22 protein-coding genes are annotated in these 20,998 nt (G+C 59.0%); 12 read left to right on the top strand and 10 right to left on the bottom strand.

Annotated elements, in window-relative coordinates:
• Positions 1 to 149 precede the first annotated feature (149 nt).
• Together chbB and osmE are read right to left on the bottom strand one after the other, a co-directional pair.
• The gene (chbB, locus tag Electrica_RS14850) at positions 150 to 470 is read right to left on the bottom strand and encodes a PTS N,N'-diacetylchitobiose transporter subunit IIB (protein WP_100686081.1); all 321 of its coding nucleotides are present in this window, start codon (positions 468 to 470) and stop codon (positions 150 to 152) included.
• Positions 471 to 751: 281 nt separating this feature from the next.
• Positions 752 to 1,090, bottom strand: coding sequence for an osmotically-inducible lipoprotein OsmE (gene osmE, locus Electrica_RS14855; RefSeq protein WP_131049672.1), 339 nt, complete (start codon positions 1,088 to 1,090; stop codon positions 752 to 754).
• 229 nt (positions 1,091 to 1,319) lie between these two features.
• Here osmE and nadE point away from each other — a divergent pair, with 229 nt between their 5' ends.
• Both nadE and cho read left to right on the top strand, forming a co-directional pair.
• Positions 1,320 to 2,147, top strand: coding sequence for an ammonia-dependent NAD(+) synthetase (nadE, locus tag Electrica_RS14860; protein ID WP_141964841.1), 828 nt, complete (start codon positions 1,320 to 1,322; stop codon positions 2,145 to 2,147).
• A 113-nt stretch (positions 2,148 to 2,260) separates the two neighbouring features.
• Entirely contained in the window at positions 2,261 to 3,127 is an 867-nt protein-coding gene (gene cho / locus Electrica_RS14865; RefSeq protein ID WP_100686078.1) for an excinuclease Cho, read from the top strand.
• An 81-nt stretch (positions 3,128 to 3,208) separates the two neighbouring features.
• Here cho and spy read toward each other — a convergent pair whose 3' ends face one another.
• The 6 genes from spy to astC form a co-directional block, all read right to left on the bottom strand.
• Entirely contained in the window at positions 3,209 to 3,691 is a 483-nt protein-coding gene (spy, locus tag Electrica_RS14870; RefSeq protein WP_100686077.1) for an ATP-independent periplasmic protein-refolding chaperone Spy, read from the bottom strand.
• Between the two features lie 360 nt (positions 3,692 to 4,051).
• Complete coding sequence (gene astE, locus Electrica_RS14875) at positions 4,052 to 5,020, bottom strand: succinylglutamate desuccinylase (protein WP_141964842.1); 969 nt, start codon at positions 5,018 to 5,020, stop codon at positions 4,052 to 4,054.
• A gap of 55 nt (positions 5,021 to 5,075) precedes the next feature.
• Positions 5,076 to 6,410: an N-succinylarginine dihydrolase gene (gene astB / locus Electrica_RS14880; RefSeq protein WP_141964843.1), complete on the bottom strand. Its 1,335-nt coding sequence runs from the start codon at positions 6,408 to 6,410 to the stop codon at positions 5,076 to 5,078.
• Positions 6,407 to 7,885 carry a succinylglutamate-semialdehyde dehydrogenase gene (astD, locus tag Electrica_RS14885; protein WP_141964844.1) on the bottom strand — a complete coding sequence of 493 codons (1,479 nt, stop codon included), beginning with the start codon at positions 7,883 to 7,885 and terminating at the stop codon, positions 6,407 to 6,409. The genes astB and astD overlap by 4 nt, the downstream gene beginning before the upstream one ends.
• Positions 7,882 to 8,916: an arginine N-succinyltransferase gene (gene astA, locus Electrica_RS14890; RefSeq protein ID WP_141964845.1), complete on the bottom strand. Its 1,035-nt coding sequence runs from the start codon at positions 8,914 to 8,916 to the stop codon at positions 7,882 to 7,884. Before astA ends, astD begins: the two co-directional genes overlap by 4 nt.
• Positions 8,913 to 10,133 (bottom strand): succinylornithine/acetylornithine transaminase, encoded by a 1,221-nt coding sequence (astC, locus tag Electrica_RS14895; RefSeq protein WP_141964846.1) that lies wholly within the window; start codon positions 10,131 to 10,133, stop codon positions 8,913 to 8,915. The genes astA and astC overlap by 4 nt, the downstream gene beginning before the upstream one ends.
• 446 nt (positions 10,134 to 10,579) lie before the next feature.
• Here astC and xthA point away from each other — a divergent pair, with 446 nt between their 5' ends.
• On the top strand, positions 10,580 to 11,386 hold the full coding sequence (xthA, locus tag Electrica_RS14900) for an exodeoxyribonuclease III (RefSeq protein ID WP_100686071.1): 807 nt from the start codon (positions 10,580 to 10,582) through the stop codon (positions 11,384 to 11,386).
• Positions 11,387 to 11,492: 106 nt separating this feature from the next.
• On the opposite strand, the gene Electrica_RS14905 is transcribed toward xthA, so the two are convergent.
• The gene (locus Electrica_RS14905) at positions 11,493 to 11,705 is read right to left on the bottom strand and encodes a hypothetical protein (protein ID WP_141964847.1); all 213 of its coding nucleotides are present in this window, start codon (positions 11,703 to 11,705) and stop codon (positions 11,493 to 11,495) included.
• Here Electrica_RS14905 and Electrica_RS14910 point away from each other — a divergent pair.
• The 7 genes from Electrica_RS14910 (at position 11,637) to Electrica_RS14940 (ending at position 18,250) form a co-directional block, all read left to right on the top strand.
• Positions 11,637 to 12,275, top strand: coding sequence for a TVP38/TMEM64 family protein (locus Electrica_RS14910; protein WP_141964848.1), 639 nt, complete (start codon positions 11,637 to 11,639; stop codon positions 12,273 to 12,275). The two genes, Electrica_RS14905 and Electrica_RS14910, sit on opposite strands and share 69 nt — an antisense overlap.
• Complete coding sequence (locus Electrica_RS14915) at positions 12,262 to 12,969, top strand: TVP38/TMEM64 family protein (protein WP_141964849.1); 708 nt, start codon at positions 12,262 to 12,264, stop codon at positions 12,967 to 12,969. The genes Electrica_RS14910 and Electrica_RS14915 overlap by 14 nt, the downstream gene beginning before the upstream one ends.
• Complete coding sequence (locus tag Electrica_RS14920) at positions 12,969 to 13,532, top strand: carboxymuconolactone decarboxylase family protein (RefSeq protein WP_131049682.1); 564 nt, start codon at positions 12,969 to 12,971, stop codon at positions 13,530 to 13,532. Before Electrica_RS14915 ends, Electrica_RS14920 begins: the two co-directional genes overlap by 1 nt.
• Positions 13,533 to 13,545: 13 nt before the next feature.
• Positions 13,546 to 14,715 (top strand): ABC transporter substrate-binding protein, encoded by a 1,170-nt coding sequence (locus Electrica_RS14925; RefSeq protein WP_142255910.1) that lies wholly within the window; start codon positions 13,546 to 13,548, stop codon positions 14,713 to 14,715.
• Entirely contained in the window at positions 14,688 to 16,223 is a 1,536-nt protein-coding gene (locus tag Electrica_RS14930) for an ABC transporter permease subunit (protein WP_141964850.1), read from the top strand. The genes Electrica_RS14925 and Electrica_RS14930 overlap by 28 nt, the downstream gene beginning before the upstream one ends.
• The gene (locus Electrica_RS14935) at positions 16,223 to 16,855 is read left to right on the top strand and encodes an ATP-binding cassette domain-containing protein (RefSeq protein ID WP_131049685.1); all 633 of its coding nucleotides are present in this window, start codon (positions 16,223 to 16,225) and stop codon (positions 16,853 to 16,855) included. The genes Electrica_RS14930 and Electrica_RS14935 overlap by 1 nt, the downstream gene beginning before the upstream one ends.
• Positions 16,856 to 16,942: 87 nt before the next feature.
• Entirely contained in the window at positions 16,943 to 18,250 is a 1,308-nt protein-coding gene (locus tag Electrica_RS14940) for a rhodanese-like domain-containing protein (RefSeq protein WP_141964851.1), read from the top strand.
• Positions 18,251 to 18,255: 5 nt separating this feature from the next.
• Here the strand turns inward: Electrica_RS14940 and Electrica_RS14945 are convergent, their stop codons facing one another.
• Positions 18,256 to 18,879: a CDP-alcohol phosphatidyltransferase family protein gene (locus Electrica_RS14945; RefSeq protein ID WP_141964852.1), complete on the bottom strand. Its 624-nt coding sequence runs from the start codon at positions 18,877 to 18,879 to the stop codon at positions 18,256 to 18,258.
• Positions 18,880 to 18,965: 86 nt separating this feature from the next.
• Here Electrica_RS14945 and Electrica_RS14950 point away from each other — a divergent pair, with 86 nt between their 5' ends.
• Together Electrica_RS14950 and gdhA are read left to right on the top strand one after the other, a co-directional pair.
• Positions 18,966 to 19,376 (top strand): pyrimidine (deoxy)nucleoside triphosphate diphosphatase, encoded by a 411-nt coding sequence (locus Electrica_RS14950; protein ID WP_142255911.1) that lies wholly within the window; start codon positions 18,966 to 18,968, stop codon positions 19,374 to 19,376.
• A gap of 267 nt (positions 19,377 to 19,643) precedes the next feature.
• Entirely contained in the window at positions 19,644 to 20,987 is a 1,344-nt protein-coding gene (gene gdhA, locus Electrica_RS14955; protein ID WP_141964853.1) for an NADP-specific glutamate dehydrogenase, read from the top strand.
• Positions 20,988 to 20,998 lie beyond the last annotated feature (11 nt).

Consider the following 20,998-nt stretch of genomic DNA (forward strand, 5'->3'; position numbering starts at 1 on the left):
GTAATCGAATCATTACGGCATAGATGTATGAAATTACTCTTTGACGGGAAAATAAACTCTCACCTTGCGCTATTCCGGCAAATAAGATAGTGCCTTAGCGCACTATTGATTCAGCGAAAACCAAAAAGATATTGAGTTTTAAAATTAAATTAATGTGCAGCAGCTTTCTTAATGGCCGCAACGGCCGCTTTCAGTACACCTAAACCATCGACTTTGCCATACAGTACAGAGTCGATAACTTCCACCGGCTTATTTGGTAACAGCCGCTGAATTTCAGGAAGCATATACGCGATTTGTGGGCCTAATAATACGACATCGGCTTCAGGGCCCTTTTCTCCAGCAAGTGTCTCAGGATAAGCCTCGATGATGACCGGCACTTCATATTTTTCCGCCTGCGCACGCATTTTAGAGACCAGCAGTGAAGTTGACATTCCAGCCGAGCAAAACAAATAGATGTGTTTCTTTTCCATGAGCGCTTCCTCAATGTGTAAAACCTGGCGGCCTCAGTATCATTTTCTGTCTGAAGGCCGGATAAGACAGGTCATCATTCAATTAGTATTGTTTATGCATTGAGTATACGGCATCGTTCGGAGCCTGGATAATTCCTGGTTAATCAAAATTGTCTCTCATTGACCTCGCGTTTTGACTACCTTCACATTTCCCCCAAATAATTCGCGCAATTAAATAAGCATTAGCGGTCATAAAAAAACCCGACCAGTGGTCGGGCTTTCGTAGATCCCAGCATGTTGCACTACTTGCTGTTACGCGGGTCGGTATCGTACTCCGCACAGGTCTGGTAGCCGGAGTTCATCACGCGGCCGGTATCGTCGAGGGCAACAAAGTAAGTTTCAATTTTACCATCCCGTTGACCGAGGATATAGGTCTGACAGGTTCCGCGGGCATGGATCATGGTAACCTCAGAAGACGGTTTACCCGCAATCTGTAAGACCTGCGAGCGGGTCATACCTTTTTTGACATCTTTGACGACCGGTTGCGTGAACTGATCGGCGGTACGATCGTAAGCCGTACAACCTGCCAGCATGGTCAAAACGGCTGCTGCGCCCAGAAATCCAGTTAAATTGTTGTTCATATTCCGTCCTCTTTTATTCTGCGTGTTAATAAGCCTGGAATAAATAGCGTTATTTTTCAAGCCGAAGGTACAAAAGGGGCAAATTTAAGCTCTTTCTAATAAAAAAAACCTATGTCGTTGATTGCTTTCTTTTACGCCACTCAATTCTGCGATCCTTGTCGTTTTCCCGGCAAAGAGGTAGCTTTAACCCCTACTGGCAGCCAAACAGATTCACTTTCCGGAGGGCGCGATGACGCTACAACAAGAAATTATTCAGGCGCTGGGCGCAAAGCCCCAGATCGATGCTGAGGGTGAAATTCGCCGCAGCGTGGACTTTTTGAAGTCGTACTTGCAGACCTACCCTTTTATTAAGTCACTGGTTCTGGGAATCAGCGGCGGCCAGGATTCAACCCTGACAGGCAAACTTTGTCAGCAGGCCATCACTGAACTGCGGGCCGAAACCGGCGATGAAAAGCTGCAGTTTATTGCCGTACGCCTGCCTTATGGCGTCCAGGCGGATGAGCAGGATTGCCAGGATGCGATCGCCTTCATCCAGCCGGATCGGGTGCTGACGGTAAATATTAAAGGCGCCGTCCTGGCCAGCGAGCAGGCCTTGCGGGAGGCCGGTATTGAGCTTAGCGACTTTGTTCGCGGCAATGAGAAAGCTCGCGAACGCATGAAAGCGCAGTACAGCATTGCCGGGATGACCCACGGTGTGGTGGTAGGCACTGACCATGCGGCTGAGGCAATTACCGGCTTCTTTACCAAGTACGGAGACGGCGGCACGGATATCAACCCTATCTTCCGCCTCAATAAGCGCCAGGGCAAGCAGCTGCTGGCGCTGCTGGGCTGCCCGGAGCATCTGTATAAGAAGCTGCCGACCGCCGACCTGGAAGACGACCGCCCCTCCCTGCCGGATGAAGTTGCGCTGGGGGTGACCTACGACAATATCGATGACTATCTGGAAGGCAAAACGCTGGATGCGGGCATCGCCAGAATTATTGAAGGCTGGTATCTGAAAACCGAGCATAAGCGCCGGACGCCGATCACCGTTTTCGATGACTTCTGGAAAAAATAACGCGCGCCCTGCATTTCGCTGACCCCGGCCACCGCCGGGGTTATTTTTTGTACTTTTCGCTGCCTGAACGCCCTGCTATACTGGACAAATAACCAGCATCAGGAGCCCATGTAGTGAGAAGGCAATCTGCCCCGCGTCTGGAATTCGAGGCGGCGGCTATCTATGAATATCCCGAACATCTGCGTCCATGGGTGGAGGCGCTGCCTACTCTGCCGGGCGTTTATCTGTTTCACGGTGAGAGCGAGACGCTCCCGCTGTATATCGGTAAGAGCGTGAATCTCCGCAGTCGGGTGCTGTCGCACCTGCGTACGCCCGAAGAGGCGGCCATGCTGCGCCAGGCGCGAAGCATCAGCTGGCAGCGTACCGCGGGAGAGCTGGGTGCGCTGCTGCTGGAGGCGCAGCTGATTAAAGAACGCCAGCCGCTGTTTAATAAGCGCCTGCGGCGTAATAAGCAGCTCTGCTCGTTGCGGCTGGAAGGGGCTCGCCCGCAGGTGGTGTACGCCCGCGAGGTTGATTTCTCCCACCAGAATCATCTGTACGGCCTGTTCGCCAACCGGCGGGCAGCGCTGCAGGCGCTGCAAACCCTCGCAGACGAACAGCATCTTTGTTACGGGCTGCTGGGACTGGAGACGCTCACTGCGGGCCGCGCCTGTTTCCGGCACGCGCTGGGACGCTGCGCCGGCGCCTGCTGCGGCCAGGAAACTCTTGCCGCGCATCATGAAAGACTTCGCGCCCGGATGGCGCAGATGCAGCTGGTGTGCTGGCCGTGGCCTGGGGCCATCGCGCTGGAAGAGCAAGGTCCAGACCTCACCCACTATCACGTCATTCATAACTGGCTGTGGCTGGGAGCGGTCGAGACGCTGGAGCAGGCAGAGTCCTTAACGCGCCAGTCGGCCAGTTTCGATCATGACGGCTACAAAATTCTCTGTAAACCGCTGCTGAGTGGCCGCTTTACGCTGCATCCGCTCTCCCCCCGTTAGGGCAAAAAAAACCGCCGGTCCTGCCCAATGCCTGACGGCGTATGTTGGGCAAGACCGGCGGTCTTCATTCAAAGCGCTGAGTTATTCAGCTGATGCGGGCATTTTACCTTCTGCCGCGTTGCGTTCTGTCAGATGCTTCTCAAAATTCGCATTGAACTGTTTTTTCTGTTCCGGCGTCAGAATGTTGTAAATCTTGTTCTGGGTTTCCATACGGGAAAGCGCCATCGCTTTGTGCTGCGCCTCCATTTTATCGATCTGCGCTTCCGCTTTCGCTTTATCGAAGGTGTCGCTGGCGATAAGCTCATGCATCGCGCGGCGTTCATCCAGCGACGGGCGTTTCATATTTTCACGCTGGTCCTTCATGATGTCGCGAATCTGCTGTTTTTGCGCATCGGTCAGATTCAGCCCTTTAAACATCATTTCATGCTGGCCGCCATGCATACCCTTATGGTGCATCATCGGTTTGCTATCGGTCTGAACGGCGGTGGTATCGGCAGCGTGAGCCAGGTTAGCCGCACCCAGAGCCAGTGTAGAGGCAACAAACAGAGCAGTCATCTTCTTCATATCTGGTCCTTACTTTAAGTTATTTTTACGGCGTGTTGCCGTGTTGACGAGATAAACTTTACGACGTTTATCGTCAATTAGTCAGAGCAAGAGTAAAACAATGAAAGTGTAAAAAACATTTTCTCACCAATTGTGGAGAAAATAAGGAAATTAAGGAGGGAATTGCAACAGAAAATAAATAACTTACTGTTTTTAGATGGTTTTTATGGATTATAAAGCAGCAAAGATTAAAAACAAAGCATTTATCCAGGAATAATCCGCAATCAGACTCCAGCGCACGAAAAAATAAGATTGCGCGAAAAAGTCACCATCCGAAATTAAACAGCCGCCCGAATGAGCGGCAAAATATTCGGCCCGCGGCTACGGTAAACGCTCCAGCATCAACCCGGCCCGCAGCCCCCGCGCCACGGACGGATTAGGGAACAGAACAAACTCCTGCGCTTTTTCTACCACATAGCGAATATCGCCATCTTCGGCAAGCAGGGTTCCGCCTGGAAAGGCGGTAAAATTGAGCGTCCGATCCGACATAAACAGATGAAATTTATCACTATGGCGGGTAATTTGCTGCACCACCCGATAGCGCAGCGGCGCCGGCTCGGCGTCAACAACCGTCATGTCGCCCACCAGCAAACGCATTAGCGCCCGTTGGGTGACGCTAAATTGCGCCAGATCGTTAGCGCCAAACGGTAACGCCTTCCCGAGTTCCAGGGTACAGGAGAGCGCGGCAAAGCGTTCACAGCTGAAATGGGTGAATGTCCCCGCCGGCTGCTGATGGAAGACCAGCGCCTCCAGCCCGGCGCCGCCCAGCCAACGCAAAAAATCCTCATCCCACGGAGCTTCACGCGCCGGCAGCACGCCAAAGCGCGTATGCAGCGACCCGCGAATCGCGGTATGTAAATCAAGGTGCCAGCGGCCGCCCGTTCCGCCAGCATAAAACCGCGTCAACACCTGCTCCAGCTGACGCGCTCTGGCCGTTTCGTCGCTGACGGGAAAACCCTGCCAGCGCCCGCCAAACATCCGGTTCATGTCGCAGTCCAGGTAGCGCTTATTTTGCCGCAGCGCGGGCGGATTGCCGAAGATAACCAGCAGCCGCCAGTGCAGCGGCAGCTCACCGCTAAACAGCTGCTGTAGCAGCTGATGGGTCATCTCCACCGGCGCGGTTTCATTGCCGTGGATACCCGCGGACAGAACCAGCGACCGCTCGCAGCGCGCATGCGGCGTCAGTTGCAACACCCCGCAATCCAGCCAGTGCCAGCGAAAATGCGCCGTTTCGCCATGAAAATGGTGGGGCAAACGCCCCGCCAGAGTTAATGCCAGAAAGTCGTCCACGACGCCTCCTTGAAACGAAAACGAAGTCACAGCGCCTGCTGAAACGAAAACGAAGTCACAGCGCCTGCTGAAACGGATAAACGGAACCCAGTTGCAGGATTTGCGTCAGCCGATCGAGCGCCTCGCGACCTTCGACAAGCAGCTGTGGATCCGCCAGATCTGCCTGGGTGAGACGATCGCGATAGTAGCGATCGACCCAGTCATTGAGGGTCACAAACAGCGCCTCGTTCATCAATACCGCCGGATTCACCGCCCGCAGTTCCTCCTCCGTCAACACCACTCGCAGGCGCAAACAGGCCGGCCCCCCGCCGTTGGCCATACTTTCGCGCAGATCGTAAACCTGCAGTTCATCAATCGGGTTGTCAGCGTCCAGCAGCGTGTTCAGGTAACGCCAGACCCCAGCATGTTCCTGCGCCTCCTGGGGAAGAATCAGCCGCATCGTGCCATCGGGTTTACTCAATAGCTGACTGTTGAACAGATAGGTCGCTACCGCCTCTTCTACCGTCACCGCGCGGGTCGGTACAATAACGGGCGTAAACCCGGCCACCTGCCCGGCAAGCTCGCGCATCAGCTGCGGCTGAGCGACGAACGCCTGTTCATGGCAAAACAGCACCTGGCGATTACTCACCGCAATCACATCGTTGTGAAATACCCCTTTATCAATCACCGCCGGATTCTGCCGGGCAAAAATAACCTGCCGCGGATTCACCTGATTCAGGCGCGCAACCGCCTGACTGGCTTCCAGCGTCTGTCGTGCCGGGTAGCGCAGCGGGCTTTCGCCCTCGCCGCCCTGCTGGCGACCGTAGACAAAAAGCTGCACGCCCGGCGCGCCATACTCGCCGCCGAGGCGGTTATGGTTCGCCGCCCCTTCATCGCCAAACAACGCCACCTGCGGCAAAGGGGAATGGATGGCAAAGCGCTGCTCATCAGGGAAGATAGCGCGCAGCAACGCTTCGGTCGTTGGCGCTTCACTGGCGCGGTGGAATTTATCGTTAAGATTGGCCACCGTCAGGTGAACCCGGCCATCCAGCGAATCGGCCGAGGGCGAAACCGTCGCCGCGTTGGCCACCCACATTGACGAAGCCGAGCTCACCGCCGACAGCAGATCCGGCGCCTGGCGCGCCGCCTTCTCGATGACCTGCGGGTCGCTGCCGCTGAATCCGAGCTGGCGCAGCAGGGGAACATTCGGCCGTTCCTGTGGCGGGATGACGGCCTGGGGATAGCCCGCGTCCGCCAGCGCCTTCATCTTTTTCAGCCCCTGCTTCGCCGCCAGCTGCGGGTTGGATACCCGATAGCGATGTCGTGTCGACGCCTCATTGCCAAAGGAGAGCCCGGCGTAGTGATGGGTCAGACCGGGAAGTCCGTCAAAATTTACCTCAAAAGCTTTCATCGGGCGGTTCCTCGCAGGATGTCGAGACCGGGACTGAGGGTCGCCGGTAGCGTCAGTTCCGGCGTTTCGAGACTTGCCATCGGCCACGCACAATAATCGGCCGCGTACCATGCCCCCGGACGGTGGTTACCGGAGGCCCCCACGCCGCCAAACGGCGCGGTGCTGGCGGCGCCGGTCAGCGGTTTGTTCCAGTTGACGATTCCGGCCCGCGCTTCCAGCAGCAGGCGGTCGAATTTCTCGCGCTCTGCGGAAATCAGCCCGCAGGAAAGACCAAACCGGGTGGCATTCGCGAGGGCGATGGCCTCGGCAAAATCGTCATAGCGCCAGACGCTGAGCAGCGGACCAAAAACTTCCTCGTCGGCCACTTCCGCCACCGCCGTCAGTTCGATAATTCCCGGCGTCAACAGCGAAGTACCGGCCCGCAACAGCCGCGGCTCCAGCAGCGTTTTTCCGCCCTTCGCAACCTGTCCGAGCCAGGCCTGGAGCACCTTTTGCGCCGCCTGGGCCGAGATAAGCCCGCCAAGGAACGGCTGCGGCGACGCATCCCAGGCGTCGGGCACCAGAGTTTGTGACACTGTCACCAGTCGTTCGAGAAACGCATCGCCTCTCTCGCCGCGCTTCACCAGCAGGCGACGAGCGCAGGTACAGCGCTGTCCGGCGGTAATAAAGGCCGATTGAATGGTCAGATGTACCGCCGCATCGATATCCTGCGGGTCGTCGACAATCAGCGGATTGTTGCCGCCCATCTCCAGCGCCAGAATCTTTTCCGGCTGGCCGGCGAGCTGGCGGTGCAGCTGAAACCCCGTCGCCGAGCTGCCGGTAAACAGCAGCCCGTCAATATCCGGCTGGGCGCTCAGCGCTTCGCCGGTTTCCCGTCCGCCCTGCAGTAAGTTCAGCACCCCCGGCGGCAGTCCCGCCTCGGCCCACAGTTTCACCACCGCCTCGCCGCTGTGCGGCGTCAGTTCGCTGGGCTTAAACACCAGCGTATTCCCCGCCAGCAGCGCCGGCACAATATGCCCGTTAGGCAGATGACCGGGAAAATTGTACGGACCAAACACCGCCAGCACGCCATGCGGGCGATGGCGTAGCGTCGCCGAGCCATCGCCCATGGCCGTTTGCGACTCACCGGTGCGGCTATGGTAGGCTTTCAGGGAAATAGCGATCTTGTTGATCATCGCGCTGATTTCGGTTACCGCTTCCCACTGCGGCTTACCGGTTTCTGCGGCAATGACCGCGGTTAGCTCGGTTTTGTTCGCTTCCAGCAGCGCGGCAAATTTTTCCACGATCGCCTGACGGACGCTGAACGGCTGCCTGGCCCATGTCGGGAAGGCCCGTCTCGCGGCACTGACCGCCAGCGCCACCTGCCCGGCGTCGGCGTCGTTGCCCTGCCAGAGCAGCGCCTGGCTGACCGGGTTGATTTTGCTGCGCGCCGGACCGTGTCCGCTCTGCCACTCACCGTTGATCCATAAACTCATGATTTTTTCTCCTCCGGAATCAGACCAACCAGTCTCACCTGGTCGCCGACATGGCATTTCAGGGCATCCAGTTCGCGCGCGCTTAACAGCAGGCGATCGGTATGCGGATCGGTGTGCACCAGCAGCGCGCGAAATTGCAGATACTGCTCGTTGGCCACCAGGCATACCGGCCATTCCCCCGGCGCGGGCTGCCCTTCCGCCACGGTCACCAGCCGGCTTTTACGAATCGCCCGCACCCGGTCAATGTCGCACTCCAGCGTCGGCCCGCCGTCGAAAATGTCGATATAGTTGCGGTAGCGAAACCCTTCTTTCTCCAGCACCGCGCGCGCCGGCGCCGTTTGCGGATGAACTTCGCCGATCGCCGCGCGCGCCTCATCGGATAAAAAGTCGATATACAGCGGATGCTTCGGCATCAAGGCGGCAATAAAAGCTTTTTGCCCGGTCCCGCACAGGTAGTCGGCACGCGAGAACTCCATGGCGAAAAAGCGTTTGCCGAGGCTTTCCCAGAACGGCGAATAGCCATGTTCATCAATCACGCCGCGCATCTCCGCCACCACTTTTTCATTAAAGTGCTCGCGGAACGCGGCCATAAACAGGAAGCGCGATTTCGACAACAGATAGCCGTTGCCCTCTTTACGCCAGGCCGGATCGAGAAACAGCGTGCACAGCTCGCTGCTGCCGGTGTGATCGTTGCTGAGAAACAGCGTCGGCAGCGCGTTGTAGACATTCAGCTCTTTTGAGGCATGAACCTGTGTCCCCACGCGGTAGTTGTACCAGGGATCGTTCAACCCTACCGCGACTTCGATAGCGCAAATCCCCACCACCGCGCCGCTGCTGGTCTCTTCAAGGACAAAAACATAGCCCTGTTCACTTTTTGGCAGCTCCCCGCGCCAGGTTTTCTGCGAACGTTCAATCCGCGCCGCCAGCGTCTTTTCATCGGCAGGCAGCGATGTCAGGCCGCCGCCGGTTTCACCGGCCAGGGTCACCAGACCGGCCAGATCTTCGGCGGCTACAGGACGAATCACCATCATGATGACGCTCCCGCGAGGAAGTGTTGGCAGGCCCGTTCAAAACGATCCAGCCCGGTTTTCACCTCTTCCTCACTCACAATGAGCGCCGGAGCGAAACGCACCACGTTCGCGCCGGCAATCAGAATCATCAGCCCCTCTTCCGCCGCCTGGGTACTGATGGCTTTCGCCTTTCCGGCCCAGGTATCATTGAGGACGCAGCCGATCAGCAGTCCCAGTCCACGGATCTCCTTGAACAGGCCGTAGCGCGCGTTAATGGCGTTCAGCCGCTCGGTAAACCACTGGTGGCGCTGCTTCACGCCGTTCAGTACCGCCGGCGTATTGACTATTGACAGCACTTCACCGGCCACCGCGCTGGCCAGCGGGTTACCGCCGTAGGTGGTGCCGTGCGTCCCGACGGTCATGACGCTGGCGCAGTCTTGCGTTGCCAGCAGCGCGCCAATCGGGAAACCGCCGCCCAGCGCTTTCGCCGTCGACAGGACATCCGGCGTGACGCCATAGTGCATATAGGCATACAGCTCGCCGGTACGGCCCACCCCGGTCTGGACTTCATCAAAAATCAACAGCGCATGATGGGCGTCGCACAACTCGCGCAGACCACGCAGGAAGGCCGCATCGGCTGGCACCACGCCCCCTTCACCCTGCATCGGCTCAACAATCACCGCGCAGGTGTTGTCATCGATAAGCGCCCGCGCCGATTCGAGATCGTTATAAACCGCATGCTGGATCTGCGGCGGCAGCGGGGCAAAATCCTGAGAGTAGGCCGGCTGGCCGCCCGCAGAAACAGTAAACAAGGTGCGACCGTGGAAGGCATTTTTGAACGCGACGATGCCGCTTTTGTGGCTGCCGAAACGGTCGTGAGCATATTTGCGCGCCAGCTTCAGCGCCGCTTCGTTAGCCTCTGCGCCTGAGTTACAGAAGAAAACGCGGTCGGCAAAAGTCGCGTCGATCAGCTGTTTCGCCAGACGCAGGACCGGCTCATTGGTGTATCCGTTGCCGGTGTGCCAGAACTTTCCGGCTTGTTCCGTCAACGCCCGAATCAGCTGCGGATGAGCGTGTCCCAGGGCATTCACCGCAATGCCGCCGGCAAAATCGATATACTCTTTCCCCTGCTGATCCCACAGGCGTGAACCTTCACCGCGTACCGGAATAAAAGCCGCTGGCGCGTAGACCGGCATCATCCATTCATCAAAATTGTTACGCGTAATTGACTGAGACATATCGACCTCTTCCGGTAAATAAAAAGTATGAATAATGTTAAAAATTGTAGATTGTCACGCTGTAAATGTAGATTGCACACATCGTGCCAGCCAGAGGAAAAAATGCATAAATCGGAGTCAGGCAAGGAATATCAATAAGTTACGATTTCAATTTATGCACATCAAATGCATAAATAGTGAATAAATATCTTACCACTCGGCAACAGCAGTGAATAAATCAGATAGTTTATGCATCAGTAAGATATAATTCTGTATTTGTGATCCTCTACGAAATTTATCGTAGATATTCGCCCTTTTTTAGCGCAGGCTGCGCCGGAATGGTGCACGCGGGTTACGCCAGCACTGCCAATCGGAACAACAGGCGCAATAAAATGCCTTCCGGCAGCCAGCCCGACGAATTTCTGCTACCATCCCTGCACTATTCACCTTGCACAGTGGCAGCGACTATGAAATTTCTCTCTTTTAATATCAACGGCCTGCGTGCCCGACCCCACCAGCTGGCCGCCATCGTCGACAAACATCAGCCTGACGTTATTGGCTTACAGGAAACCAAAGTACACGACGACATGTTTCCGCTCGAAGAGGTGGCAAAACTCGGGTACAACGTGTTCTACCACGGTCAAAAAGGGCACTACGGCGTGGCGCTGCTGACCAAAGAGACGCCGGTCTCAGTGCGCCGCGGTTTCCCGGACGACGGCGAAGAGGCCCAGCGGCGCATCATCATGGCGGAAATTCCGTCCGCATTCGGCAATGTGACGGTGATCAACGGCTATTTCCCGCAGGGCGAAAGCCGCGACCACGCAACTAAGTTCCCGGCAAAAGCGGCGTTTTACCAGAATCTGCAAAACTATCTCGATAGTGAGCTGAACAAAGATAATCCGCTGCTGATCATGGGTGATATGAACATCAGCCCAACCGACCTTGACATCGGCATTGGCGAAGAGAACCGTAAGCGCTGGCTGCGCACCGGTAAGTGCTCATTCCTGCCGGAAGAGCGTGAGTGGATGGCGCGCCTGCTGGACTGGGGCCTGGTTGACACCTGGCGTCAGGCCAATCCCGATAGCCAGGATCGCTTCTCATGGTTTGACTACCGTTCCAAAGGCTTTGACGATAACCGCGGGCTGCGTATCGACCTGCTGCTGGCAAGCTCTCCACTGGCGCAGCGCTGCGTAGAAACCGGTATTGATTACGACATTCGCGGTATGGAAAAACCGTCCGACCATGCGCCGGTCTGGGCCACCTTCAAACCGTAACGCGCTTTCTCCCTCGACTCTCCCGGCCTGACGGCCGCGGAGAGTGCGCTTATCCTGAGCAAAATCAATAAATCCGCGGTAAGACATTGTTGCGGATCGCCATTTATTATACTGTCGCGCACGCCCTGGCGACCGGGGCGCAGGGTTCACGGAACGCGGTAAAAACAGGAGCGCCCCATGCAAAAGAAGCCGTCATAAAGCAGACTCTCAGCTGCTGCTGATTCTCGCCCTGCTCTGCGCCACGGCGGCGATTGTCTCCTTCTCTGGCTTTGCCGACCTGCTGACCCACTTCCGTCAACTGCAGGCGCTGATCCAACACAGCGGCCCGCTCGGCTGGACGCTCTATGTTGCCTTATTTATCGTCGCCACCCTGTGCCTGATTCCGGGCAGTATCCTGGTGATGGTCGGCGGCGTGGTCTTTGGCCCGGTATGGGGCACCCTGCTATCGCTGTGTGCGGCCACGGTGGCCTCGGCGCTCTCTTTCTTGCTGGCCCGCTGGCTGGGTCGCGATCTGCTGCTGAAATATGCCGGACATACCGCCACCTTTCAGGCTATTGAACGCGGAATTGCCCGCAGCGGTACAGATTTCCTGATTTTTACCCGCCTGGTGCCGCTGTTTCCGTACAACATTCAAAACTATGCCTATGGCCTGACCGCCATTCCATTCGGCTCATTTATGCTGATATCGCTCCTGACGACCCTGCCGGGGCTGTTTATCTATACTCTGATGGCGAGCGAACTCGCCAGAGAGGGCATTACGTTGGGGTTTATACTGAAACTGAGCCTCGCCGGCCTCGCCTTATTTGGCATCATTCAGGGCGCCAAAATCTTTGCCCGGCGGCGACAGATCGATCCCGACAAGCTGCAGGTTAGCCATGAAGAAAAATAACGCGCGTCTCATCTGGTGCGCTCGCGCGGCGCTAGTCCTCATTGTCGTGGCCGCGCTCGTCGCCTGGTGGCGTATCCCCGCCGTGAATGCGTTTATTCAGCACAGTCTGGCGGCCTTTTCCGCCTTAGATCAGCACGCCATTGAGCGCTTTATTCACGCCTACGGGCCGCAGGCGGCACTGGTTTCCTTCGCCTTAATGATCCTGCAGGCCGTCGTGGCGCCGCTCCCCGCCTTTCTGATCACCTTCGCTAACGCTTCGTTGTTTGGCGCTTTCTGGGGCGCTGCACTTTCCTGGACCAGCGCCATGGCCGGCGCCGCACTGTGTTTTTTTATCGCCAGAGTGCTGGGCCGCGAAGCGGTTGAAAAGCTGACCGGCAAAACGGTGCTGCGCAGTATGGACGCCTTCTTCGACCGCTACGGTCAACAGACGGTATTGATCTGTCGGCTGCTGCCGTTTGTCCCCTTTGATCCTATCAGCTATGCGGCGGGTCTGACCTCGATTCGCTTTCGCCAGTTTATGTTCGCCACCGGTATCGGCCAGTTGCCCGCCACGCTGGTGTACTCGTGGGTGGGCAGCCAGTTAACCGGCGGGACATTCTGGTTTATTAGCGCATTATCCGTTCTGTTTGCGCTGACGCTGATTATCTTTATAGCTAAAGCCCGCTATCTCGAACGTCATAAGAGGAAGTCCTGATGAGGTTGTCGCCGCTGCGCACCATCCCCCTGATCCTGCGCCCGCAGACCTGGCTGCATCGTCGCCATTACGGCGAAGTGCTTAGCCCTGTTCGCTGGTGGGGACGTATTCCGTGGCTCTTTTATCTGCTGTCGATGTTTGTCGGCTATCTTGAACGCAAGCGTTCGCCCCTTGATCCGGTGCTGCGCGCGCTGGTCAGCGCCCGCGTCGCCCAGATGTGTCGGTGCGAATTTTGCGTGGACATCACCAGCATGAAGCTGGCTGAACGCACCGGCAACCACGATAAACTCCTCGCCGTCGCCAGCTGGCGCCAGAGCCCATTGTTCAGCGAAAACGAACGTCTGGCGCTAGAGTATGCCGAAGCCGCCAGCCTGACGCCGCCAACCGTCGACGATGCGCTGCGCGGCAAGCTGATGGCGCGATTTGATGCCCAGGCCCTGACCGAACTCACGGCGCTGATCGGCTTACAAAATCTGTCGGCACGCTTTAATTCCGCCATGGCGATCCCGGCGCAGGGCCTGTGCCAGATCCCCCCGGCGGACTCGGCAAAAGACCCCCAATAATAAGGAGCGGATGATGCGCTACTGTTTACTCTGGCTCGCGGCGCTGCTGTGCGCCCCGCTTGCCGCTCACGCCGACGATAGCTGGCAACAGATAGCTCGCCAGGCCCGCGGACAGACGGTCTGGTTTAATGCCTGGGGCGGCGACCCGGCGGTAAATCGCTATCTCGACTGGGTCAGCGCCGAAGTGAAGCGCGACTATGCCATCGACCTGCGCATCGTGCATATCGCCGATGCCGCGGATACGGTAAAGCGCCTGCAAACGGAAGCCCGTGCCGGGCGCAAGCAAAACGGCTCCGTCGATCTGCTGTGGGTTAACGGTGAGAACTTCCGTACCCTGAAAACCGCCAACCTGCTGCAAACCGGGTGGGCCCAGACGCTGCCAAACTGGCGCTATGTTGATACCCGCCAGCCGGTGCGTGAGGATTTCTCCCTGCCGACCGAAGGTGCAGAGTCCCCGTGGGGCAGCGCGCAGCTCACCTTTATCGCCCGAAGCACACAGACGCCGACGCCGCCAGACAGTCCTGAGGCGCTGCTGACCTTTGCCGCCGCGCATCGCGGCGAGGTCACCTATCCGCGTCCGCCGGACTTTACCGGCACCGCCTTTATTGAGCAGTTGCTGATGAGTCTGACGCAACGCCCGGAGGCGCTGCGCCTCCCCCCGGACCCACAGACGTTTGCCGCCGTCACCGCGCCGCTGTGGCGCTATCTCGACCGGCTTCATCCTCTGCTGTGGCGGAAGGGTCGCGATTTCCCGGCCTCACCAGCCCGCATGGATGCCATGCTGGCGAACGGCACGCTCCGGCTGTCGCTGACGTTTAACCCGCTGCATGCCCGGCAAAAAGCGGTTAGCGGTGAGCTGCCGAAAGACAGCTATGGCTTTGGTTTTACGCACGGGATGCTCGGTAATGTGCACTTCGTGACCATTCCGGCCAATGCGCGCGCCCCGGCGGGCGCCAGAGTGGTAGCCAACTTCCTGCTCTCCCCGGCGGCGCAATTGCGTAAGGCTGACCCGGCGGTGTGGGGCGACCCCAGCGTGTTGAACCCGCAGAGCTTACCCGACGACCAGCGCCAGGCGCTACAGGCGCTGACTCCGCAAAACCGACCGCCGGTACTGGCGGAACCCCATGCGGCCTGGGTTGATGCCCTGGAGCAGGAATGGCTGCGCCGTTACGGTACCCACTGATTCTGCTGGCCTGGGGAAGCATGGCGCTGATTTATCTGCCCGTCTTCCCGGCCATTGCGCTCATGCTCGTGCCGGCGTTCCGCCTCGCCTGCTGGCAGGCGCTGTTCGTCGATCCGCAGATTTGGCAGGCGCTGGCGGCGACGCTTATCTCCACGCTCCTCGCGGTCGGCGGCGCGCTGCTGATAAGCCTGAGCGTCGTCGCCGCGCTCTGGCCCTCCCGCGGCTGGCGGCAGCTGGCGGGACGCCTGCCGCTGCTGTTAGCCGTACCTCATATCGCCTTTGCCACCGCCGCGCTGCTGCTTTTCGCCGAAGGCGGCTGGCTGTATCGCATCTGTTCCGTTTGCTCTCCGCTGGCCGATCGCTACGGCATCGGTCTGGGGCTGACGATGGCCATCAAAGAGAGTGGTTTTTTGCTGTGGGTTATCTACGGTCTGCTGAGCGAAAAGCGCCTGGCGGAGCAGGCCACGATTCTCAAAAGCCAGGGATACGGCCGCTGGCAGTGTCTGAACTGGCTGATACTGCCGACGCTGGCGCCCGCGCTTGCGGTCGTGCTGGTGGCGACCACCGCCTGGAGCCTGTCGACGGTGGATGTCGCGCTGGTGATCGGTCCGGGCAACCCGCCAACGCTTGCGGTACTCGCCTGGCAATGGTTAAACCACGGCGATGATAGGCAGCAGGCGAAAGGCGCCCTCGCCAGCCTGCTGTTGCTGCTCATCCTGGGAGGGTTGCTTGTTTGCGCCTGGGGCGGATGGCGCCTCTGGCAACGACGGGTCCCTGACCTGCGAGGCATTCGTCGTGCGCAGCCGCGCGCGCTCGCCGGGCGGCTGCTGGCAATCGGCCTGCCGTTGAGCGGTCTGCTTTGCGCGCTGCTGCTGGCGGCACTGGCACACAGCGCCTCTGCGCTAAGCGATAGCCTGGCGAACAGCCTCAGGCTGGCGCTTCTCGCCTGCCTGGCGGGGGCGCTTATCTGCCTGCTGTGGCTGGAGTGCGGCCCCTCCCGCGGCGATAGCTGGGTCTGGCTACCGCTGGTCCTGCCTGCACTACCGCTGGCCGACGCTCAGTATCAACTGGCGCTGTCTGCCTGGCTGGATGGGCAATTCGCCACCGTCTTGTGGGGCCACCTGCTGTGGGTGGTGCCGTGGATGCTGTTTGTTCTGCGCCCGGCGTGGCGTCACCGCGACCCGCGGCTGGCGCTGGTGGCGCGAACCCTTGGCTGGGGGCGCTGGCAGCAATTCTGGCGGGTAAAACTGCCGATGCTGATACGCCCGCTGCTGATGGCGCTGGCCGTCGGCTTCTCGGTAAGCATTGCCCAGTATCTGCCCACCCTGTGGCTGGGTGCCGGGCGGACGCCGACATTAACCAGCGAAGCCGTGGCGCTCAGCAGCGGCGGCGATACGCCAACGCTTGCCGCGCAGGCATTATGGCAACTGCTGCTGCCGGCGATGGTCTTTTCCCTGACCGCCCTGCTGGCCTGGCTGGCAGGCCGCTATCGACGAGGATTACGCTAGTGCTTACCGTAAACAACCTGACCCTGACGCTGCACCATCGTCCTCTGCTGCGGGAAATCGCATTTTCCGTCTCGCCGGGCGAAGTGCTGACGCTGATGGGGCCATCCGGCAGCGGTAAGTCCACACTGTTCGCCTGGATGATTGGCGCGCTGGAGGCCCCTTTTCGCGCCAGCGGCGAACTGTGGCTCAACAATGAACGCTGCGATGAACGCCCCACCGAGCGGCGGCGGATCGGGATTTTGTTTCAGGATGCGCTGCTGTTCGACCATTTCAGCGTCGGGCAAAACCTGCTGCTGGCGCTACCGGCAGACATCCGCGGCGCGGCGCGTAAAATTCAGGTCCAGCAGGCGCTGGAACGGGCCGGGCTGGCCGGGTTCTGTTCCCGCGATCCGGCGACGCTGTCCGGCGGTCAGCGCGCCCGCGTCAGCCTGCTCCGCGCCCTGCTGGCCCGTCCGCTGGCGCTGCTGCTCGATGAGCCGTTTAACCGCCTTGACGCCGAACTACGCGCCGATTTTCGCCGCTGGGTTTTTGATGAGCTGGCGCGCCTCGCCATCCCGGCGGTGCTGGTGACTCACGACAGTGATGATGTTCCGGCCCGCGGCCGCTGTCTGAATATGCGCAACTGGCAATGAAAACTCTGCTAACCTGCGTTATCGCAAAGAATTCCCCACGGGGGCGGCGGAAAATGTGCGCTCAATTTTTTCTTGTCGGGCACTTCGATGAAACGTGTTTCTCAATTGACCGCACTCGCCCTGCTGATCGGGCTTGCTGCTTCCACCTCCTTCGCCGCTGAAACCATGCCAACGCTGACGCTCTCCACCCTACAACAGCAGCACGGTATCGCAATTGATACACGTCTGAGCGCGTTCTACAACGGCTGGCCCCAACGGGCTAACGGCCCGCAGGGTCACGAACCGCAGGCGCTGAATCTTTCCGCCAGTTGGCTCAGCGCCATGAACGATGAACAGCTTAGCGCATGGGCCAGACAGCATCAGCTGCGGGCCGATACCCCCGTCGCGCTGTACGGCAGCGATGCAGACAACGCGAAAGTGGCCGCGCGCCTGCAGGCCGCAGGGTTTACCCGTCTCAGCACCCTTAGCGATGCGCTGAGTCAACCCGAGCGCCTGCAAAAACTGCCGCACTTTGAGCAACTGGTTTACCCGCAGTGGCTGCATAACCTCCAGCAGGGTAAAGCGGTGACCGCCGCACCGGCCGGAGAGTGGAAAGTGATTGAAGCGGCCTGGGGGGCGCCCAAATTCTATCTGCTGAATCATATTCCCGGCGCCGGCTATATCGATACCAACGAGGTGGAGAGCGAACCGCTGTGGAATAAGGTCTCCGATGCCCAGCTGAAAGCGCTGCTGGCGAAACAGGGTATTCGTCATGACACGACGGTGATTCTCTACGGCCGCGACGTCTACGCCGCCGCCCGCGTGGCGCAGATTCTGCTGTACGCCGGGGTAAAAGATGTGCGTCTGCTCGACGGCGGCTGGAAAACCTGGTCCGATGCCGGTCTGCCGGTCGAACGCGGGATGCCGCCGGAACCCAAACCGGCCCCCGACTTCGGCGCGCCGATTCCCGGTCAGCCACAGCTGATGCTGAATATGGCGCAGGCGCGCGCACTGCTGCATCGTCAGGATGCGTCGCTGGTGAGTATCCGTTCCTGGCCGGAGTTTATCGGCACCACCAGCGGCTATAGCTATATCAAGCCAAAAGGCGAGATTGCCGGCGCCCGCTGGGGACACGCCGGGAGCGACTCCACCCATATGCAGGACTTCCACAACCCGGACGGCACCATGCGCAGCGCGGAGGATATCGCCGCCATGTGGCGACAGTGGAATATCCGTCCCGATCAGCAGGTCTCGTTCTACTGCGGCACCGGCTGGCGCGCCTCAGAGACCTTTATGTACGCCCGCGCCATGGGCTGGAAAAATATCTCGGTGTACGATGGCGGCTGGTACGAATGGAGCAGCGACCCGAAAAATCCGGTGCAGACCGGCGTACGCGGGCCGGAGAGTAGTCAGTAACCGCCTTACGCCTGACGCTGAAGCTGCTTCAGCGTCAGGTAGCCACTGTAAATACGGGTAGCGGTGGTCAGCCAGCAGAGCGCGCCGAACAGCCACGCCAGCCAGGCGAACTGCGCGGGAAACAGGCAGCACAGCACGAACAGCAGGATGGTTTCACTCCCCTCCGTCAATCCCCCGAGATAGTAAAACGACTTATGGGCGTAGCCCGGATTGGTTAGCTGATGCTTTGCCGCCAGCGCGGCAAAGGCGAGAAAGCTGCTGCCGGTGCCGATAAAAGAAAACAACAGCCAGCCTCCGGCCACGGCGTTCTGCGTCGGATCGGCGAGAATAAACCCGAACGGCACCAGGGCATAAAACAGAAAGTCGAGAGCAATATCGAGAAATCCCCCCGCATCGGTCAACCCGCGGCGACGCGCCAGCGCGCCATCTAATCCGTCGAGAAGCCGGTTCACGACAATCGCCACCAGCGCCGCCCCGTACCAACGCAGCCCGAGAAACGGCAGCGCCAGAACGCCGATGACGAATCCCGTCAGGGTCACGCCGTCGGCGCAGACGCCGAGGCGGTCCAGTCGCGCGGCGCAAATATTGAGCAAGGGTTTCAGGCGGGGATGCAGATGACTATCGAGCACGACATATCTCCGATGGGCTAAAGGTTGTCTGGCAAAGATAAAGGCGGTGATAATAGGCCATTATCCTGCCCGGAACGATGATTCAGATGCAAAAAACGCTTGATGTTGTAGCCGCCATTATTGAACAGGATGGCAAAATTCTGCTGGCGCAGCGCCCGTCCCACTCCGATCAGCCCGGCCTATGGGAATTTGCCGGCGGCAAAGTGGAAGCTGGCGAGAGCCAGCCGCAGGCGCTTATCCGCGAACTGCAGGAGGAGCTCGGCATTACGGCGCAAGTTGAGCGTTATATCGCCAGTCATCAACGGGAGGTCTCCGGCCGCCTGATTCACCTGCACGCCTGGTGGGTGGCGCGCTTTAGCGGCCTTCCCAGCGCCCACTATCATCGCCAGCTGCGCTGGTGCACGCCGCAAGAGGCGCTCACCTTCGACCTTGCTCCGGCGGATATTCCGCTGCTGAACGCGTTTATTGCCCAACGCGCCGCCGGGCTTCCCCGCTAATTCTCTGCCACTGGCGTCATCGTTTTTAGTTATGACTGACGCCAGATTATAAATTTTCCTGTCTGGATAATTTTTCCTTGCTTGCCTAACGATTCCCGGTGTTATAGTCGGAAAATCGGTCTTTTCAAGGGCCGAATAATAAAAAAAGAGATACAAAATCATTCAGATTGCCTCAGGCGACCGCCCAGGCGCTTCGAAGCGGACAGCGAAGCAATCTGCACGTGACGCGTATACATGCAACCACAACCATAAGGGGAAATTATATCTATGGATCAGATGTGTACTCTGGAAAGCTTTCTTACCCGCGTTCAACAGCGCGACCCGCAACAAACCGAATTTGCTCAGGCTGTCCGCGAAGTGATGACCACGCTGTGGCCCTTCCTTGAAGAAAACCCGCGCTATCGCCAGCTCTCTTTGCTGGAACGTCTGGTTGAACCAGAGCGCGCTATTCAGTTCCGCGTCGTCTGGGTCGACGACCGCAATCAGGTTCAGGTTAACCGCGCCTGGCGCGTGCAGTTCAACTCGGCAATTGGCCCGTACAAGGGCGGCATGCGTTTCCACCCGTCGGTCAACCTGTCGATCCTGAAGTTCCTCGGCTTTGAACAGACCTTTAAAAACGCCCTCACCACGCTGCCAATGGGCGGCGGAAAAGGCGGCAGCGACTTCGATCCGAAAGGAAAGAGCGATGGCGAAGTGATGCGCTTCTGTCAGGCGCTGATGACCGAACTGTATCGCCATTTGGGCCCGGACACCGACGTTCCGGCAGGCGATATTGGCGTTGGCGGTCGTGAAGTCGGCTTTATGGCCGGGATGATGCGTAAACTCTCCAACAACAGCGCCTGCGTGTTCACCGGTAAAGGGCTCTCTTTCGGCGGCAGCCTGATTCGTCCGGAAGCGACCGGCTATGGTCTGGTGTACTTTACCGACGCGATGCTCAAGCGTCACGGTCTGGGCTTCGAAGGGATGCGGGTGGCGGTTTCCGGTTCCGGTAACGTGGCGCAATATGCTATCGAAAAAGCGATGACCCTCGGTGCCCGCGTGATCACCGCCTCCGACTCCAGCGGCACCGTTGTCGATGAAGGCGGTTTTACCCCGGAAAAACTGGCCCGTCTGTGCGAAATCAAAGCCAGCCACGATGGCCGCGTTGCCGACTACGCCCGCGAGTATGGTCTGACCTACCTCGAAGGCAAACAGCCGTGGTCCGTTCCTGTGGATATCGCACTGCCTTGCGCCACGCAAAACGAACTGGACGCCGATGCGGCGCGTCTGCTGATCGCTAACGGCGTGAAGGCCGTTGCCGAAGGCGCTAACATGCCGACCACCATCGCCGCCACCGATCTGTTCCTTGATGCGGGCGTGCTGTTCGCGCCTGGCAAGGCGGCGAACGCCGGCGGCGTCGCCACTTCCGGCCTCGAAATGGCGCAGAACGCCGCCCGCCTGAGCTGGAAGGCGGAGAAGGTCGACGCCCGTCTGCATCACATCATGCTGGACATTCACCACGCCTGCGTTGAATACGGCGGCGAAGCGCAGCAGACCAACTACGTCCGCGGCGCCAATATCGCCGGTTTCGTCAAAGTGGCCGATGCCATGCTGGCGCAGGGCGTCATTTAAGACGTCACGGT

The sequence above is a fragment of the Klebsiella electrica genome (assembly GCF_006711645.1).
In the GTDB taxonomy this organism is placed as follows: domain Bacteria; phylum Pseudomonadota; class Gammaproteobacteria; order Enterobacterales; family Enterobacteriaceae; genus Klebsiella; species Klebsiella electrica.

What these genes read in the sequence shown, in the direction of transcription:
- nadE (WP_141964841.1), top strand. Translation starts at nt 1,320, where the DNA reads ATGACGCTACAACAAGAAATTATTCAGGCGCTGGGCGCAAAGCCCCAG.
- Electrica_RS14920 (WP_131049682.1), top strand. Translation starts at nt 12,969, where the DNA reads ATGAGGTTGTCGCCGCTGCGCACCATCCCCCTGATCCTGCGCCCGCAG.
- gdhA (WP_141964853.1), top strand. Translation starts at nt 19,644, where the DNA reads ATGGATCAGATGTGTACTCTGGAAAGCTTTCTTACCCGCGTTCAACAG.
- Electrica_RS14915 (WP_141964849.1), top strand. Translation starts at nt 12,262, where the DNA reads ATGAAGAAAAATAACGCGCGTCTCATCTGGTGCGCTCGCGCGGCGCTA.
- astB (WP_141964843.1), bottom strand. Translation starts at nt 6,410, where the DNA reads ATGAAAGCTTTTGAGGTAAATTTTGACGGACTTCCCGGTCTGACCCAT.
- astD (WP_141964844.1), bottom strand. Translation starts at nt 7,885, where the DNA reads ATGAGTTTATGGATCAACGGTGAGTGGCAGAGCGGACACGGTCCGGCG.
- spy (WP_100686077.1), bottom strand. Translation starts at nt 3,691, where the DNA reads ATGAAGAAGATGACTGCTCTGTTTGTTGCCTCTACACTGGCTCTGGGT.
- Electrica_RS14950 (WP_142255911.1), top strand. Translation starts at nt 18,966, where the DNA reads ATGCAAAAAACGCTTGATGTTGTAGCCGCCATTATTGAACAGGATGGC.
- osmE (WP_131049672.1), bottom strand. Translation starts at nt 1,090, where the DNA reads ATGAACAACAATTTAACTGGATTTCTGGGCGCAGCAGCCGTTTTGACC.
- chbB (WP_100686081.1), bottom strand. Translation starts at nt 470, where the DNA reads ATGGAAAAGAAACACATCTATTTGTTTTGCTCGGCTGGAATGTCAACT.
- astC (WP_141964846.1), bottom strand. Translation starts at nt 10,133, where the DNA reads ATGTCTCAGTCAATTACGCGTAACAATTTTGATGAATGGATGATGCCG.
- Electrica_RS14940 (WP_141964851.1), top strand. Translation starts at nt 16,943, where the DNA reads ATGAAACGTGTTTCTCAATTGACCGCACTCGCCCTGCTGATCGGGCTT.
- xthA (WP_100686071.1), top strand. Translation starts at nt 10,580, where the DNA reads ATGAAATTTCTCTCTTTTAATATCAACGGCCTGCGTGCCCGACCCCAC.
- Electrica_RS14930 (WP_141964850.1), top strand. Translation starts at nt 14,688, where the DNA reads ATGGCTGCGCCGTTACGGTACCCACTGATTCTGCTGGCCTGGGGAAGC.
- Electrica_RS14925 (WP_142255910.1), top strand. Translation starts at nt 13,546, where the DNA reads ATGCGCTACTGTTTACTCTGGCTCGCGGCGCTGCTGTGCGCCCCGCTT.
- astA (WP_141964845.1), bottom strand. Translation starts at nt 8,916, where the DNA reads ATGATGGTGATTCGTCCTGTAGCCGCCGAAGATCTGGCCGGTCTGGTG.